This is a genomic window from Sorangium sp. So ce321 (genome assembly GCF_051530195.1).
Taxonomy (GTDB): domain Bacteria; phylum Myxococcota_A; class Polyangia; order Polyangiales; family Polyangiaceae; genus Sorangium.
This window is the reverse complement of record NZ_CP150329.1, coordinates 13,290,152-13,307,595: the sequence shown is the minus strand read 5'-3', so window position 1 is coordinate 13,307,595 and position 17,444 is coordinate 13,290,152. Positions and strand designations below refer to the sequence as shown.

Annotated in this window: 10 protein-coding genes and 1 pseudogene; 4 read left to right on the top strand and 7 right to left on the bottom strand. The window is 70.5% G+C overall.

All coding sequences use genetic code 11. The features are described from left to right. Nucleotides 1-4: 4 nt before the first annotated feature. Entirely contained in the window at nucleotides 5-1,462 is a 1,458-nt protein-coding gene (locus WME89_RS49470; RefSeq protein ID WP_438006473.1) for a diaminobutyrate--2-oxoglutarate transaminase, read from the top strand. A gap of 408 nt (nucleotides 1,463-1,870) precedes the next feature. On the opposite strand, the gene WME89_RS49465 is transcribed toward WME89_RS49470, so the two are convergent. From WME89_RS49465 to WME89_RS49440, 6 genes are all read right to left on the bottom strand, one after another. Then, nucleotides 1,871-2,950 carry a hypothetical protein gene (locus WME89_RS49465; protein WP_438006472.1) on the bottom strand — a complete coding sequence of 360 codons (1,080 nt, stop codon included), beginning with the start codon at nucleotides 2,948-2,950 and terminating at the stop codon, nucleotides 1,871-1,873. Nucleotides 2,951-2,969: 19 nt separating this feature from the next. Further along, on the bottom strand, nucleotides 2,970-4,520 hold the full coding sequence (locus WME89_RS49460; RefSeq protein ID WP_438006471.1) for a glucuronyl esterase domain-containing protein: 1,551 nt from the start codon (nucleotides 4,518-4,520) through the stop codon (nucleotides 2,970-2,972). Between the two features lie 757 nt (nucleotides 4,521-5,277). Further along, on the bottom strand, nucleotides 5,278-5,751 hold the full coding sequence (locus WME89_RS49455) for a nucleoside 2-deoxyribosyltransferase domain-containing protein (protein ID WP_438006470.1): 474 nt from the start codon (nucleotides 5,749-5,751) through the stop codon (nucleotides 5,278-5,280). A gap of 57 nt (nucleotides 5,752-5,808) precedes the next feature. Then, a complete protein-coding gene (locus tag WME89_RS49450; protein ID WP_438006469.1) occupies nucleotides 5,809-8,460 on the bottom strand; it encodes a helicase HerA-like domain-containing protein in 2,652 nt (883 codons plus the stop codon). Next, a complete protein-coding gene (locus tag WME89_RS49445; RefSeq protein WP_438006468.1) occupies nucleotides 8,457-10,652 on the bottom strand; it encodes a hypothetical protein in 2,196 nt (731 codons plus the stop codon). Before WME89_RS49445 ends, WME89_RS49450 begins: the two co-directional genes overlap by 4 nt. Further along, nucleotides 10,649-11,665, bottom strand: coding sequence for a hypothetical protein (locus WME89_RS49440; protein WP_438006467.1), 1,017 nt, complete (start codon nucleotides 11,663-11,665; stop codon nucleotides 10,649-10,651). Before WME89_RS49440 ends, WME89_RS49445 begins: the two co-directional genes overlap by 4 nt. 520 nt (nucleotides 11,666-12,185) lie before the next feature. On the opposite strand from WME89_RS49440, the pseudogene WME89_RS49435 reads away from it, so the two are divergent. Continuing rightward, nucleotides 12,186-12,419: pseudogene (locus WME89_RS49435) on the top strand (transposase); the annotation flags it as partial. After that, nucleotides 12,356-12,676, top strand: coding sequence for a tyrosine-type recombinase/integrase (locus tag WME89_RS49430; RefSeq protein WP_438006466.1), 321 nt, complete (start codon nucleotides 12,356-12,358; stop codon nucleotides 12,674-12,676). The pseudogene WME89_RS49435 and the gene WME89_RS49430, both read left to right, overlap by 64 nt. Nucleotides 12,677-13,278: 602 nt before the next feature. Here WME89_RS49430 and WME89_RS49425 read toward each other — a convergent pair. Further along, a complete protein-coding gene (locus WME89_RS49425; RefSeq protein WP_438006465.1) occupies nucleotides 13,279-13,416 on the bottom strand; it encodes a hypothetical protein in 138 nt (45 codons plus the stop codon). Nucleotides 13,417-13,557: 141 nt separating this feature from the next. Between WME89_RS49425 and WME89_RS49420 the strand changes: the two genes are divergently transcribed. Further along, nucleotides 13,558-17,400, top strand: coding sequence for an RHS repeat-associated core domain-containing protein (locus WME89_RS49420; RefSeq protein WP_438006464.1), 3,843 nt, complete (start codon nucleotides 13,558-13,560; stop codon nucleotides 17,398-17,400). The last annotated feature ends 44 nt before the right edge of the window (nucleotides 17,401-17,444 follow it).

Genomic DNA, 17,444 nt, shown 5'->3' with positions numbered 1-17,444 from the left:
CCCGATGAGCCTATCTGCAGTTTCCAGTTCGCCTGCATTGGACCAGTTCCCGGCGGCGTCCAGATCGCCTCTCCATGCGGGCCTCGCCATCGAGCTCGGCGAGCGCCACCGGCGGCGCGCGCTGTACGAGCTGGGGGATCACCCCTTGCTCGAGCGGCAGCGACAGCGCGAATCGAACGCCCGCTCGTATCCGCGGCGGCTGCCCCTGGCGCTCGCGCGCGCGCAGGGGGTGTACGTGGAGGACGTCGAGGGGCGCGTGTTCATCGATTGTCTGGCCGGGGCCGGCACCCTGGCGCTCGGGCACAACCACCCGGCGGTGCTCGATGTCATGGTGCGGACGCTGCACTCCGGTCTGCCGTTGCACACGCTCGACCTCACCACGCCCGTCAAGGATCGCTTCATGCAGGACGTGCTCGGCGCGCTGCCGGCGACCTTTGCCCGCCATGCGCGCATCCAGTTCTGCGGCCCCACCGGGGCCGACGGCGTGGAAGCAGCGCTGAAGCTGGCCAGGACCGCGACCGGGCGCGGCACGGTGATCGCCTTCCAGGGCGCTTACCATGGCATGACGCAAGGCGCGCTCACCCTGATGGGCAATCTCGGGCCGAAGGTGGCGCTCGGCTCCAGCCTGCACGGCGTCCAGTTCATGCCGTATCCGTACGATTACCGCTGCCCGTTCGGTCTCGGCGGCGACGCCGGCGTCGCGGCCTCGCTCGCGTACATGGACAACCTGCTGTCCGACCCGGAGGGCGGCGTGCCCAGGCCTGCCGCCATCATCCTCGAAGCGGTGCAGGGCGAGGGGGGCGTGATCCCGGCGCCCGTGGCCTGGCTGAAGGGGCTGCGGGGGCTGGCGACGCGCCATGACATCCCGCTGATCCTCGACGAGGTGCAGACGGGCTTTGGCCGCACGGGGCGCATGTTCGCCTTCGAGCACGCCGGCATCGAGCCGGACGTGCTGGTCCTGTCGAAGGCGCTGGGCGGCGGACTGCCGCTCTCGGTGGTCGTGTATCACGAGCGACTCGACACCTGGCGCCCGGGCGCCCACGCGGGCACGTTCCGCGGCAACCAGCTGGCGATGGCGGCGGGCTCGGCCACGCTCGCGGTCCTGCGCGCCGAGCGCCTGGACGCGGCGGCCGCGGAGCTCGGCGCGCGGCTCCAGCTGGAGCTCGCGGCGCTCGCGAGGGAGTTTGCGTGCATCGGCGAGGTGCGCGGGCGCGGCCTGATGCTCGGCGTGGAGCTCGTGGACGCGGGGGCGATGCCCGACGCGCTCGGCGCGCGCCCTGCCCACCCCGAGCTCGCCGTGCGCGTGCAGCGCGAGTGCCTGCGGCGGGGGCTGATCGTGGAGCTCGGCGGGCGCCACGGGAGCGTGGTGCGGTTCCTGCCGCCGCTGATCATCACGGCGGCGCAGATCGACGAGGTGGCGCGGATCTTCGGGCAAGCGCTGGCGGCGGCCACGACGAACTGAGATCGCATGACCGGGCGGGCTGCGCGGCGCCAGATCGGCCCGGGGCGACTCCGTCCGCCTCGATCCGCTGGGCCAGGGTGACGAGGTCACTGTCGCGAGCGCTGTAGCGGGAGCCCAGCACCCGGGGCGCAACCACGAATGTCCACGCGGCTCCGCTTCATGTCCTCCTCGACCTCCGCCCGCCAGAGCCGTGCCGCCGAGTGGAAGCATGTCTCATGGGTATGACGGGCGAACAGCGTCCATTTCAGCAAGGATGCCTTGGCGTCGCAGGACGCATGCGGTCGTCGCCGCTGCCGGCCTGCGATTTCCGCGATGTAGCACCAAGCGGAAGGCGTCCTACCGTATAGCTGTACCCTGCTGAGCGTCAGCTGGGCGGCGGTTCGACGCGCGCGGCGAGGGAGGTCGCCATCACTGCCAGCCGGACACGCCGTTCGTGTCGCGCAGGATGGCGTGGACGGCGTGCACCTCACCGCCGGACATCTTGATCATATGCATGTCCAGATGCCCGTCCGTCATGAAGTCGAACATGGTGAGACCGATGGCGATGCCGCGCACCTCGTCGGCCAGGATGACGCGCGGGATGAAGGTGCCGCCGGACCCAGGATCGCCGGCGCTGCAGGATGCTCCGGTGCGGCAAGAGAAATTGCCGCCCCCGTTCTCCAGGCGCTTGCAGGCTGCCGTGACATCGCAGACGCCGGCGGGGAACGCGCGGAAGTACTTGTCGATCCAGCTCGTCAGCGCTTCCCGGGTGGCCCGCTCGGCCTCCGGGACCTCGTCGTGCCAACCGATGTCGTCCGAGATGGCGATGATCGCGGCGGGATCCGAAGCGACCGCGAAGGATGCCGTGTAGTCGCCCGGGCGGACGACGATCGTCTCGATCTCCGTGATCTCCGAACCTTCCACCTTGATGCGGAGGGCGACGGGAAGATCCTCCCCGCCTTCCGGAATCACCGCCTGAGCGCCGGCGCTGCACGCCTCGGTGTCCAGGGCACGCTGCGAATGCTTCACCTCGCCAGCGTTCCTCCAGAAGTCCGTCGTGCCGATCTCGGCCTGCATGGCGTTTTCGGTGAACTTCACGCCTTCTGCCAGGGGTAGGCTGGAAGGATCCCCGACGGCGAGGGCGGCGAAGTAGTCGTCCAGGAGGCCATCCAGGAGCTCGCGCGTGCAGTCGCCACCCGGAGCGCCGCCCGACCCCGACGCTCCGCCGGTGGTCGCGCCGGGTCCACCGCCGCTGGAGGTGCCGCCGCTCGGCCCCGCCCCGCCGGTCGGCGTCGCGCCGCCGCTGGCGCCGCCCGATGAGGCGCCGCCGGTCTCTTGCGGCGTGCCGCCGGCGCCTCCCGCGGGGCTCTGGCCGCCCGAGCCCACCGCGCTGCCCGAGGCTCCACCACCTCCGGTGCCGCCCGCGGCGTCGCTGTTTTGGCCAGGGCCGCAAGCGCCCAGCGTCAGGGCCAGAGCGACCCCGAGAGAGCGGAACGAGTTATGATTCATGTGCTACCTCCGCGCTGGATCAAAGCTCGCCGGTGAGCGTCGGCGGTGTCCAGTCGATGTGGTCCAGGTGGTTGGTCCGGTTGGGCAGGTCCGTGGCGAAATTGCCCGTCGCCGTAGCGTCGTTGCCCTTCAGAAACTTGTCGATCATGGCGTTGAGGGACGCAGTGTACTGCGAGCGCCAGCTGCAGTGGCCCCCACCTGCGCCCGTGTAGGCCATGTGATCTCCGACGCCGAGCGCCTCGAAGATCATCTTGCCGACGTTGGCGGTGACCCAGGCCGAGTTCCGATCGAGCCCGTTGTACGTGGTGCTCGGGTTGTCCACGATGTAGAGGCCGCGTGGAGCGATGAGGCCCATCATCTCGTGCATGTCGACGGGCAGCTTGTTCGTGTTGTCGGCCCCAGCGTTATTGCCCGTGGTGAACTGACCGAGCGCCGCCTCCGAAAGCCAGCGGACGTAGCTGATGCCATGATAGGGCCATTCGGCGCCGCTGTAGCTATCGAGCACCTCGACGAGGCGCAGGCCAACCGTGCCCCCGAGACCCGACTCCACCGGGATGGTCAAGGCGATGCGGTTGTCGAGCACGCCGGCGACGAAGGCACCCTTGCCCCAGCGTGAGCAACCCGTCACACCCACCCGGTACGGATCGATGACGCCGGGGTTCTGCTCCAAGACGTCGAGGACGCGGCTGATCTGCCAGGCCTGCGCCGTGAGGTAACCCGCGGGATGGTCCGGACCGTACACGCTGTAGAACGGCCCGTTCTTCGCGCCGCTGCCGCCCGTCGACTCGACCGCGGTGAAGGTGATCGTCGCGACGCCTCTCGGAACTGGCATGCCGCTCAGGCCGCCGTAGCCGATGATGGCCGGGGCGGGCGCCGTCGCCCCGTTCATGTTCACGGTGAGGTTGAACGAGGTGCTGCCGCCGCCATCGTTGACCTCGACCGTGATCCGGCTGTCGCTCACGGAACCCGACACGGATCCCTCGGCCGGGACGGGCTTGTCGCCGTAGATGAACTTGTAGGCTTGCTGGAGGATCTCTTCGCGCCGGCAAGCCCACTCGCTCTTGTCGGCGATGCGGGTGCCGTCCATCTTCTTGAAGGGGTCCGGCAGCTTCGCGTTCGCCGTGAGCGAAGCGACGCTCGGCATCGGTCCGACGGTGCACCCGGCTCCAGGGTTTTCTACCTGGCCCCACTCGCCGCTCGCGGCGCTGCCGCCGCCGCCACTGCCGTCGGTACCACCGGTTCCCGGCGCTCCGCCCGTTCCGACCGGGCCCCCACCACCGGTGCTGGCGCCCGTCGCCACGTCGCCGCCCGTCCCGGTCGGGGCACCGCCCGTCCCGGTCGGGGCACCGCCCGTCCCGGTCGGGGCACCGCCCGTGCCGGTCGGGGCACCGCCCGTCCCGGTCGAGGCACCGCCCGAAGAGGACGCTCCACCAGTGACCGACGGCGCCCCTCCGGTGCCGCTGCCGCCGACGCCCCCCGTGCCGGCTGCAGGGCTTCCTCCCGAACCGACAGGATCCGGTCCGCCTCCGGTGCCGCAGGCGGCGAGCGCCCAGGGCAGCGCTGCGAACAAGGCCAAAGAGATCGTGGGACGTGCAGTGCCTAGACGCATGTTGAGCGCTCCTCGTGAGGGGGTCGTGGAGCAGGATCCCGCCGGGACCGGGCAATGGGATGGCGGACGCCAGCGCCGAACGTCGGACAGCAATTCAGTGAATGCCCGCGCGGCGGCGCCATGATCACGAGCCCGTCAGAAATCCGACGACCGCCGGCGCGCGCGGTGTACCAGGCACGGGCTGCCCTCTTCGCCTCGCCTATCCTCTTCCGGTTCCGGTTCCGGTTCCGGTACCAGGGGCGGGCCTGGACGCGCCAGCGCCTCGGAGGTCCGGACGCTGTCGACGACGCCGACCCTCGGGAGCGTCAACACGCGATCTCAGACCTCGATGATGAGCGTCGAGAGGGCGCGAATGACCTGCTGCTGAGCGTTGATCATGTCGAGCTTCGCCCGGAGCTCGCGCTCTCGCTGCTCGACCATCCGTGACGTCGAAGGTCACCGTGACCGCGCCGTTCGGAGCGCCGCGCTCGTCCAGCGCGGGGAGCAGCCACCACGCCAGATCACGCCATGAGACTCGGTGCTGTTCTCCGGGGCCTCTCCCGCCAGCGCGCGCCGCATCGACTCCTCGCGGCCGGATCCTGCCCGTAGAGATCGAAGACGTTCTTTCCGATCAGCTGCCCAGGCTTCGCGCCCGAGCCCTGGAGCCCCTTGCCGTCATGGAAGGTGAAACGGATCGCGCCGGTTCGCTTCCGCAAATTCGCCCTTGGGCAACAACGTACTAGCCGCCAGCCTTGCGCTGGAGCGCGCCCCGCACCGCGCGCAGGCCCTCGGCCAGCGTCGCATAGCGCGGGATCGCGTACCGCTCACATACGACGTCCACGTTGCCTTTCCGCCAGAACCCCTCCGGACAGACGACATGCATCTTCCCGGAGCGGCCGAACAGGCCGAGCTCCAGCAGGCTGATCGGCGCCTTCGAGCCCGCCGCGAAGTACATCAGGATGACGTCCGCTTCCTCGAGCCCGCGGAGCTCCCACGTGACCTGCTCGACGAAGCTCGGGTTGTCGAGGCTCTGCGCCCAGTCAGGCTCCCACCGCTCGCGCCGCGGGTTGAGGATCACCACGTCGAGATCGGCGAGCTCCTGCGCGACGCTCGCCTGCCACATCTCGGCCTGGCCGTTGTCGATGGATCCGGCCAGGAAGAGCTTCGGACCTGTCGCGCCCTCGAACGGCCGCGGCGCCAGCACCTCGATCATGGGGAGACCCTCGCTGGTGAGATCACGTAACCTCGCCTCACCCCCGCCCTCGCTCCGTCACCCCCCCGCGCTCCGTCCCCCGCCCTCACCCGCGCCCCTCCCCTCACCCGCCGTCACCCCGCCCGTCCCGCGGAGCCCCGCCTCGGTGACGGCCCGCTCCACCCGGTCGGGCGACCACGCGCCGGCGTGCCGCGTGAACAGCGTCCTTCCCTTGAACGCGCGCCCCGAGAGCTCCGCGGGCATGTCGGGCCAGCGCGCCACGAAGCTCCCCTTCGGCGCCCCTTTGCGCGCGGCGACCCAGGAGGGGGCCCCGCCCTCGTTCGTGAACCAGTCGATCACGCGGTCCACGTCCTGGGCCGCCTCGAGCCGCCCGATGAGCTTCGTGCTCGTGTTGCCGAAGACGTTGTAGTCCACCGAGCGAGGGCTCTGGGTGCAGAGCAGGCAGCCCACGCCGTACTTCCTGCCCTGCGTGAAGAGCCGGATGAGCGGCTGCTTGGCGGGCGGCTTGCTGCCGCCGGCCGGGATCCAGTCGCGCGCCTCGTCGATGTAGAAGAGCAGGTTCACCCCGCCGCCGGTGCTCGCGTCGACCGTGGTGATCATCCAGCGGTACAGCTCGGTCGCGAGCGCCGCGAGGAAGAAGTGCTTCTCGTCGTCGTTGCTGAGCGCGTTCAGGTAAACGATGTTGAGCGGGACGCGCCCGGGCTTCGAAGGCCGGAGCAGCTCGGTGAAGTCGAGGCGCGTGCCCCCCGTGAACAGCCGCGCGGAAGGGCCCTGCACGAACGTGTTGAGGCGGCGCGCGAGCCGCTCGCGCTCGGACTTGCGGATCAAGGTATCCGCCTCGTCGATGCCCAGGTCCTCCGGGGCGGTGACGGCGGCGACGATGTCTCTCAGCCGGACCGGCGCCGCGCGCGGCAGCTGCCGCAGCACCTGGTAGAGGAACGTCCGCTGCGACTCCTCCTCGCCGCCGCACGCGCACAGGCTGACGAGGTTGGCCGCCACGGCGACGAGCAGGCCCTCCTCCTCCTCGGCGCGGAGCGCGGGGTTGGCGATGTGCGACAGCTCGCTCGCGCTCGGGAGCCGCAGCGGATCGAGGCAGAGCCGGAGGCCGTGCGAGGACCCCGGCGTGAGGATGCGCGGCTCCATCCGCTCCTGGAGCTCCTCCCACGCGCGGTGCAGCTCCGCCGGCATGTCCGCGCGCGGGCGCGCCTCCATCATCTGGACGAGATCGCCCTGCGGATCGATCGCGAGCACGGGGACGCCGGCGCGCAGCGCCTCCTCCGCGATGACCTTGGCCATCCAGGTCTTGCCGCTCCCCGCCGCGCCGACGACCGAGACGTGCGTCCGCAGCACCGCGGGATCCATGCAGACGGGCGCGCCGCCGTCGTCGAACCCGAGGAGCATGCCGGTGACGTTCGCGGTCCGGGCCTCCGGCGGCGTCGCTTTCGTGTCGCCCGCCGCGGGCGTCGAGGGCTCACCCGCCGGCGGCGCCTCCGCCGGCTTCGCGCGCGCAGCGCCCGGCGGCGCCTTCTGCCCACGGCTCGGCGGCGCCTCCGCCGGCTTCGCGCGCGCACCGCCCCGCGGCGCCTCCGCCGGCGCCTCCTGCCCCCGGCTCGGCCCCGCCGCCGGCCTCGCGCGCTCGGCGGCCGGCTTCACCACCGCCAGCGCCTCTTCGAGCTCGGGATCTTCGTCCACCATCGGCTCGTCCGCCACCGGCTCGCCGGTCGCCACCTGCGCGGCGGCCGCGACCCGCTCGCGCTCCCCCGGCGCGCCGCCGCCGCCGGTGGTCGCCTCGAGCGCCGTCCAGCGCCGGTCCCACGCGCCCCTGTCCTTGGGGCCGAGCTCCGCGACGCAGGCCCCGGAGCGCTCGTGCTTGCAGCCGTCGCAGTACGCGCGGTCGCCAGGCGGCAGCAGCCCCCCGGCCCCCAGCGCGTGGTCGGACCAGGCCACCATGCTGGCGATGAGCTCGTGGACCTTGCCGCGCTTCGCCTCGACCTCCTCCCAGCGCGCCTCCCGGACGCTGCGCGTGGGATGCAGATAGAACACCGCCACGTCCGGCCGGGTGCCGTGCTGGTGGTGGTGCATCAGCGCGTACGTGAAGACCTGGAACAGATCGCTGTTCGGGGAGGTCGCGGGCGTGAGCTTGTAGTCGACGATGCGGTGCTTCCCGAGCCGCGGATCGAAGTACACGTAGTCGATCGCGCCGGTCACGTGGACGTGGACGTCCTCCCCCACGTGGAACGTCACGTCGACCCGCTTGCGCGAGTCCCCGAAGAGCTGACCCCGCAGCTCCGCCGCGGGCAGGCCGGCCGCCCTCGCGTGCACCGCCAGCCGCGCGAGCTCCTCCATGTAGACCTGCACCGCCGAGATGAAGCCCAGCCGCAGCGGCACCGGGCGCGCCGCGAGCGCGTCGAGGTCCAGGCAGGAGGCGTTGAACCAGCGCATCAGCGCCTGCTGGAGGCCGGCGACGTCGCGGGCGGCCTCCAGCGCCGACAGCACCTCGTCCGAGCTCGCCGCGGCGGCGTTGAAGCGCTCCACCGCGGTGTGGAACAGCGCGCCGCAGCCGGGCGCCTCCCCGCCCTTGCGCCAGATGCGGCTCACGACCTTCTGCCCGTCGCGCCGCGCGGCCGTCGCGCGCGTGTCGAACCAGTGGAGCCTCGGGCACGTCGCCGCGACGCGGAGCTGGGTCACGTTGACGTGGACGAGCCTCACTTCCTGCCCCGCAGCTGCACGAAGAGGTCGTCGTCCGTCGCCGTCGCGTGGACGTGGCCCTCGTCATGGAGCGCCTGCGCCGTCTTCTTGATGTGCGCCCAGACCTCCGGGAAGCGCTTCTCCGACAGCTTCTTCCTGCTCGCGAAGATCTGCGCGAGCTCCCTCGTCATCATGCCGAGGCGCCACGACAGCTCGGCCATGATGTGCTCCCGCGTCTGCTGCGGATCCCACGCCGGGGGCGGCACCGTGTCCGTGCCGCTCTTCACGATCTCCTCGGTGAGCAGCTCGCGCAGCAGCGGGTGCGCGAGCAAGAGGCTCTGGCGCTGGAAGGACGCGATCACCTCGGCTTCGGTCACCTTGCGGTACTGCCCGCGCGGGTGCTCGATCTCGAGGTCCTGGCTCCTCGCGGCGCCGAGGAGCCCCACCAGCGAGTCGAGCTCCGCGTGCCCGGCGAAGTCGAGGTGGAGGTGGAGGAAGCGCTGGCGGCCCAGCTTGCAGAGCGCGTCGTACGCGGCCTTGCCGGCGCCGCCGAGGCGCAGCGGCCGGCGCTCCTCGTCGGTGACCAGGATGCGCTTGTCCGTGTGCTTCGTGTCCTCGGCCATGCGCTGGAGCGGCAGCCGGGCGCCGTGCCCGCTCGGCGCGCAGAGGAAGGTCACGCCCGTGGTCACGACCACGCCGTCCGCGCGCTTCTCCTTGGCGAGGAGGTGATACGCCGGGGTCTTGCCCCGCCTCTTCGCGGTGAGGTGCTCGATGCTCAGGAGCGTCGCGCCGCCCTGGCCGGCGCACCGCGCGAGCAGGTGGTACGTCAGGCTCGCGAGGTTGTCCTCGTCGGGCGGCAGCGACGCCTGCTGCAGCCGGCGGCGGGTCGTGCCCTCGACGAGCTTCTTCTTCACCTCGGCGTCGACGACGTCCTCGAGCTTCTCCCCGTCCGGCTTCGGTTCGACGCCGGGGCCGGGCCACTCCCGGAGCCAGCGCTTGCCGCCGGCGGCCGCGAGCCGGTCCTGCTGCGCTTCCCAGCGGTCGCGCGCCCAGAGGATCGCGTCGCGCGGCCGGAGCTCCTGCACGTCGTGGAGGCGGTGCGCGAGCCACCCGCTGCCGAGCGGGAACAGCTTGTCGAGCTTGCGCGCGGCGATGACCTCCTCGATCTCCTTCTCCTCGAAGCCGGAGAGCGCGGCGTCGAGCCGCCCCTCGAGGATGGCGCGGGCTTCCTCGGGCGAGATCATGTGCAGCTCGAGGATGCGCTCCGCGATCCGGTCCCACGCGGCCGCCGGGATCACCTCGCCGGTGCGCAGGGAGAGCATGGACTGCTTCACGCCGGAGACGATCAGGACGAGGTGCTTTGCCCGGTCGAGCAGCGCGTGCGCGTACGACATCAGGGCGCGCACGGCGTCCGGATCGAGGTTGTCGACCTGGTCGAGGCAGAGCACGAGCGGGAGCTCGGCGAGCGCGCACAGGTGCGCGAGGACGTGGAGGACGCGCTCCACGGCCGCGTCGTCCGCGAGGGCGAGGCCTTCCTCGCCGGCGGCCTGGTCGAGCAGGCGCGCCTCGTCGGGCCCGAGCGTCTCGCCGGAGAGCCAGAGCACCGCCGCGTCGGCGCGCTTCTCGGCGCTGGCGTCGCCGAGGCTCGCGTGCGACGTCCCGGTGAGGAACGCGTTGAGCACGGGGACGACGGTGTTCTGCGGGTCGATCTTGGCGCCGAGCCGGGTGAGGGCCTCCTTGCGCGCCTCGATCTCCTTGGGCCCTGTCATCATCTTGCGGCCCTTGAACGAGCCTGTCTTGATGAGGGCGCGGTTGAGGATGGTGTAGAGGCGCGACTGCGTGTAGTCGCTCCCGCGGTGCCCGGCGAGGTCGCTGACGGTCGCGTTGAGCACGTACCGGAGCATCCGCTCGGGCGAGGCGAGGATGTTGTGCAGGTAGACGACCGTGGCCTTGTCTTCGCCGGCCCACTGGAACAGCCGCGCGAGCAGGTGGCTCTTGCCGACGCCGGGCGCGCCGATGAGCAGCGCGCCGATGCTGACTGGCTCCTTCGCGGCGTCCTGCACGACGCGCGTGAGCCTGTTGAAGGCGTTCTTGTGGATCGACTCGACCGTGGCCTCGCCGCTCCCGACGTCGGTGATGCGGTGGCTGCGGAACGGGTTGGTGCCCCGGACCGCCGCGAGGAAGCGCTCGAACGTCGGCTCCTCGCTGCTCATGCGTCGTGCCTCCGCGCGACGTAGACGAGCAGGTTGCCTGCCTCCATGATGCCGGCCTCGCGCTCGGCGTCGGCCATCTGGTGGTGGCGGCCGTCGGACGGATCGAGCGAGTAGCGCCGCTGGCGACGGAGGGCGGCGAGCTCCGCGTCGAAGACGGCGCGCGGGACGTCGGGGAGCGCCGCGCGGAGGGCGCGGAGGGTGACGTAGTTGTGGCCGCCGGCGTCGCGGTCGAGGGCGGTGAAGGCGGCGTCGAAGCGATCGGCGAACGAGACGGCCGGGGCGGCAGCGGGGGCGGGGGTGGCGTCGCGGGAGGGGACGGGGGGCGGCTGGGCGGCGCCGTTGGAGGTAGTAGAGGCGCGGGCGCCGTTGGGGGATGCGGGGCGGGCGCCGTTGGGGGATGCGGGGCGGGCGCCGTTGGACGCCGTGTCGCGGGCGCCATGGGAGGCCGCGTCGGGTGCGCCATGGGAGGCCGTGTCGCGGGCGCCGTTGGAGGCCGAGGGGCGCGGAGCGCCGTCGGGCGCCGCCGCAGCGGGGAGCGCCGGCGCGCCGGCGGCCGGGAGGACGGCGTCTGCGATGAAGAAGAACAGCGGTTTCTTGCCGGTCAGGACGCCGATGGTCCGCGGAACCCGGCGCTCGGCGATGCGCTGCTCGAGCGCCGCCTTGAACGCGCGGCTCAGGGCAGGGAAGAGGCCCTTGGGGAGCTGCGCCAGATCGACCGCGGGCGCGTCGGCCTTGCGCGCTGACTGGAGCTGCAGCTCCAGGAGCCGATCGGACTGCGCGACCGCCTGGAGGTCGTCCGCGAGCAGCACGAGCGTGGTGCCGGGCGCTGGCTTCTTCTTGCCGCCTGCGGCGCGGGAGAGCAGCACGCGCCCCTTCGCGTCCTTGTGATTCAGCGCCTTGCTCGTCTCCGCGGGCTTCTCACCGGTCAGCTCCGCGAGCCGCTCGAGCGTCGGCGGGTACGACGCGCCGCCGAGCTGCCGCTGCGACTCGAGGACGCCGAGGAGCCTCGGCACCGGCGAGGGCGGCGGCTCCTTCTTGCGCGGCGCAGCTTTCGGCTTCGCGGCGGCCTTCGCCTTCGGCGCGGCGGCCTTTCGGGGCGCGGCGGCCTTCTTCGGCTCCTCGGCGCTGCTCTTCCTGGCTGCCGTGGACTTCGTTGTCGTCGCCCGCGCGCGCGGGCTCGATGCGCTGTTCTTGTTCGTGACCCACCTCCCGAGCGTCCGAGATTACCCAGGCGCCCAGCCATGGGAAGAGGCTCCGCGGCGCCGCGCCGCTGCCGAGGGCGAGCGCCTCGCGTGTCGCTGGCTCAGGGCGATGAGGTGTAAGGCCCCGGCACACTCCGCGACGGGAGCGGGCTCGTCCGTGGAAGCGCAACGGCTTTCGAGCAATGCAGGCCGCCCGGCTCACGCATCGTTCACCTCCTCGCGGGACCCGAGCGGGCTTGCCCGCGATCCGCGCAGCCGGTCCAGGCGCGATCCGGAATGGGCGGTCCCTGACGCTCGCCCGGCGCCGGCTTCATGTGCTCTTTCTGAGCTTGTGCAAGATGACGGTGTTGCCTTCGGTATCTTGCATGACCGCCGGCCGAAGCCGCAGGGGGACCGACCGAGTACGCCTGATGAAATCGCCCCAACCGGGACCTTGTTTGTTCTCAAAACAGAGATGCCTTGGGAATATCTCCCGCAGGAGCTCGGCGGCAGCGGCATGACGTGCTGGCGCAGGCTGCGCGACTGGCAGCAGGATGGCGTCTCGGATCGGCTCCACCAAGCCTTGCGCGACGAATCCTCTACCACCTGCACGAATCGGCATTGCAGAGGGTCGTGCACGGTGCCGGACGCGCGGCGGGGCTCGCCGAGGGCGCGACGTGCCATACCCTCCGCCACAGCTCCGCGACCCACTTGCTGGAGGCGGGCACCGACATCCGGACGATTCAGACGCTGCTCGGGCACAAAGATATGCGGATCACGATAATCTGCACCGACATCATCGATCGCGGTCCTCTCTCCGTCATTAGCCCCCCGGGCCGCTGACCGCCGCCCCAGCGTGGAGCGCCTTGAACTCCGACTCCACCACGTCTTACCGCCCCCACTCATCGTGGCAAAGTAGCGTATCTGACAGCTACCCCGCCGTGTCAAGGAGACCAGCGCAGGGGCGTGCCTGCTCCACGCCCCATGAAGGCGCGAGCCGACCCTCGATGTGCTGCCCCTCCGAGCCGAAGAAGTGGCCCTGCGATGGCCCGGCCGATCAGCGGCCGGATTGTTCAAATGGCCGCAGCTTGCCGAGTCCATCACCACACGGACAGCGTCCGCGGCAAAGCGTGCCAATTCTGAGCCAAGAGGCGGCGCCCGCTCATCCGCCGCTTCCTCCGCGCCCGCGGCGTTCTCCCCGCCGATCTCGACGACCTCACGGAGGATCGTCCTCGGCGCGTGGCGCAGCATGCGCGCCGGTCGCTTCCGCCCCTCCCCCGCTCTGGCTCCCGCCGACGGCCCCCGCCCCTGGCTCGCCGGGGTCGCCTCGCGACAGGCTTCGCACTACCGCGACAAGGCCAACGGCCGGCGCGCAGCGCTGTTGCTCCCGAGGCCGACGGTGGCCACCCGCCTCCGCTTCGCTCGCCGCCTCTTCGCCCGCTTGCTCACCCGCTCTCGGAGGTGGCCGCGATGATCCGCGCCGCGCACAGCGCCGCCGCGACGGCGCTCGCGGCCGTCCCCCCGGCCCTCGCGCCGCCGTGCAGCCCCACCCGCCCCGGGGGCGCCATGAGCGACACGGCCAACTGCCCCTCCACTGCCCCGCTCGCCTCAGCCTGGCTTCTGATCCGCTCCGCAAGCTCAAGAACGCGAGCCATGAAAACCACTCTCGTTGCATCCTTCGCGCTCAGGCTTGACGCCTTGCAGCATCCAGCCATCATGCCCCCATGGCGCGCACGGCACCGGTCCCGAATATCCCCGCCATCCCCGGAATGAACCCGGGAGTCTTCATTCTCGGCGGCGGCGCTGGTGGCGGCGGCTCGGACGGCGCCGGAGGCCGCGGCGGCAAGGGCAGGCAAGGCGCGGGAGGCAGCAACGGCGGAAAGAGCGCCTCGGGCGGCGGCAAGGGAGCGCTCGATCCGCAGCGTTATCCGCTGTGCGGCACCAAGTCGCATCCCGTCGACGTCGCCACCGGCCGCGCCTTCACCCAGCCGAGCGTGATCGTGGAGCTGCCAGGCCCGCTGCCCCTGCGGCTCACGCGCTCCTACAGCTCCACGGCATGCGATCGCGACGTCGGCCTCGGCTGGGGCTGGGCACATGATCTCGGGTGGCATATCGAAGAGCGCCGCCGCACGCTCATCGTCTGGACAGGGCTGGGCACCAGCGTCGCCTTCCCGAAGGATCTCCGCCCAGGGGACGACGTCGTCGGGCGCTTCGGCGTCCGCCTCCGCCGCGAAGCCTGGGGATACATCCTCGACCCCAACGACGGCCGGCTCTACGCGTTCTCGGAGAGGCGTGGCGAGCATGTGTGGCTTTGCACGGCGATCGAGGACCGCAACAGGAACCGGATCTCGCTCACCTATGAGTCCGGCCGCCTCGCCGAGGTGGTGGACAGCGCCGGGAGAACCCTCCGGTTCCGCGCGGACCGCGAAGCGCGTGTCGCCGCGATCGAGGTGAAGAACGCGTTGTCAGGTGGGCGATGGGTTACCTGCGAGTCGTACGAGTACGACGCTGCAGGTCACCTCGTGACCGCCACAGACGCGGACGGTTTTTCCGCGCACTACGAGTACGACGAAGAGCACCGGCTCATCGGAGATAGCGATCGGATTGGCCTCTGCTTCCACTTCCGCTATGACGCGCAGGGTCGGTGTATCGAGTCTTGGGGCGACTACCCCGGACGCATCGACCCGAGCCTCGATCAGAACGTCCCCGAGCGGCTCGCCTCAGGACGCCATCGCGCAAATGGAGTTCACCACTGCGTTTTCGAGTACGTGGACGACGACTTCACCCACGTCATCGACTCGACGCACGTCGGTCACTTCGAGCACAACGAGCACGGGCTGCTCACGAACGCGCACGACAGCGGACCGAACCCGATGCGCGCCGCCTACACGAGCGAAGGGTTCCTCAAGGCGCTGGAGCATCCGGACGGCGGCATCGACAGATACGAGTGGGACGGTCGTGGCAACGTCCTCTCGCACACCGACCCGCTCGGCGCCACGACGTCGATCGCGCGCGATGCGATGGGGCTTGCCGTCGAGATCGTAGACCCGCTCGGTGGCGTGACGTGCATCACGCGCGACGCACGGGGCAACCCCGAAGCCGTCGCCGATCCGCTCGGGCAGGTGACGTCTTATCGTTACGACCAGCGAGGTCTCATCACCGAGCACGTCGACCCCGGTGGCGGGAAGACGAGCTATACGTACGACGCGCAAGGAAACCTTGCCGCGATGTCGCTGCCGAACGGCGCCTCGTGGCGCTTCCGTCACGATCATCTTGGCCGGCTCGTCGAGCGTATCGACCCGTCGGGCAGCGCGACGCGCCTTCTCTATTCGCACCGAGGCGATCTGATCCAGGTGACGGACGCGCTCGGCGGCGTCACACGCTACCAGTACGACGGCGAGCGACATCTCGTGCATGTTCAGAACCCGAGCGGCCATGGAACTACGTTCGGCTGGGGAGGCTATCATCGCCTCTGCTGGCGGAAGGATGCGAACGGGAACGTCCTGCAGTTGCGCTACAACCGCGAGGGGGAGCTCACCGCGGTCGTCAACGAGCACGGCGAGCAGCATCTGCTCAAGTACGATGTCTATGGCCGCCTCATCGAGGAGAGAACGTTCTTCGGTTCCGTGCTCCAGTACCGTCTCGACGCCATGGGGCGGCCGAGCCGGATCACGGCGACGTGGACCCCGGGCGACCTGAGCCATCGTGAGGTCGGCCTGAACGGCGGCGCGACGCAGGTCGAGCTAGTGTACGACATCGCCGGGCAGCTCGTCGAGCGGGCTTTCTCCGAAGAAAATGAGCGTTTCATCTACGACGCGCTCGGCAATCTCATCGAGGCCGAGTGGTCCGGAGGGCGCCTCGAATTCGTGCGCGACCCGCTCGGGCGTGTCGTGAGGGAGACCCAGTCTTTGACAGGCGCGGCGCCGGTCGTCGTCGAGGCCCGGCATGACGTGCTCGGTGCGCGCACCGAGCGGCGGACGTCGCTCGGGCACACGGAACGGATCTCTCGCGACGTGCTGGGCGCACGCATCCGGACGGTGCTCGACGACAGCGTGTCGATCGAGCACGAAGTAGACCCAACTGCGCGAGAGGTCGCGCGACGGCTGGCGGGCGGGGGCGTGATCGAGAGCGCGTTCGACCCGCTCGGTCGTCTCGTGCAGAGGCGCGTCACCGGCGCCCCGAGCGCCGTCACGGTCGGGCGGGGCCAGCCGGCCTGGGTGGGGCCGCTACCCGACGCGACCACGGCGCTCTCGAGCTACCGGTACGATGATGCAGGTGAGCTCGTGGCCAGAATCGACCGTGGAGGTGTGATGACCGAGCTCCGCTATGACCCGCTCGGGCAGTTGCTGGCGATGGTTCCTGCGAACGCGCCACGGGAGCTGTTTCGCTACGACGCTGCCGGGAACCTGTATGAGGCCGATGAGACACCGCCACGGGAGTACGCACCGAGCGGCCGTCTGCTACGCAAGGGTGGCACGGAGTACCGTTGGGATGCCGAGGGGCGGCTCGTGGAGAAGCGCGAGCATGGCGAAGGCGGAGCGGCACGGATCTGGCGGTACGCGTGGAACTCTGCAAAGTTGCTAGCGAGGGTGGACACGCCTGAGCAAGAGCGGATCGAGTTCGATTACGACCCTTTCGCGCGGCGGGTCAGGAAGCGCGTTTACGCTCGGGACCGAACGGCGCACGCCTGGCACCTCGCGCGGGATGTCCGCTTCGTCTGGGATGGGGATACCATCGCGCATGAAGTGACGAGCCGCTCCACAGGGACGGGCGATCCGGACGTGGAAGTGCGGACGTATTGCTTCGAGGATGAGGCGTTCGTCCCAGAGGCGCACCGGGAAGCGGACGGACGGTGGGTACATTACACCAACGACCCGATCGGCACTCCGGAGCGGCTCGTGGACGATACCGGAGCCGTGGTATGCGAGCTCTCGCGCCGTGCGTGGGCGCTCGACGTGCCGGCCGGAGCGCGAGTGAGTACGCCGATACGCTTCCAGGGGCAGTACGAGGATAGCGACACGGGGCTCTATTACAACAGGTTCCGCTACTACGACCCCGATTCAAGCAGATACATCAGCGCTGACCCGCTCGGCCTCGGTGGTGGCATCCAGATCTGGGCGTACGGTCGGAATCCGATCGTGTGGTTCGACCCATTCGGGTTGATCTCGATGGACCACGATCGGATTGCACATGGAGGATACTACACGCGCAAAGCTCAGCGGCGCGCGGCGTATCAGGGCAGGATTGCGCCCTATCCGAAGCACCGGAGGGCCCGGAGCTGCGACGAGGCAGCGGCCATGAGCGCGCGGGGTGGGCCTGCGCAGTACGATCCTTCAGTCAACGCCGACGCCCTGGAGCGAGAGGCAATTCGCCGAGGTACGGTATCACGAGGCAACCCCATGACGGACCATAATTTCCACACGTTGCATCGATTCGACTCGCCGGTCGGATACGCCAACGGCGAGCCCACCCGCTGGCTGAGAGCGGAGTACGCATCTGGAAGCATCCACGGTCACCCGCGGCCTCTGTCGGAGGTTCGCAAGTTCATCCCGGACGCCGAGCCATGAGAGCTTTCAGAATCGCCCCCCTCCAGTCGTTGCGCATCCCGACC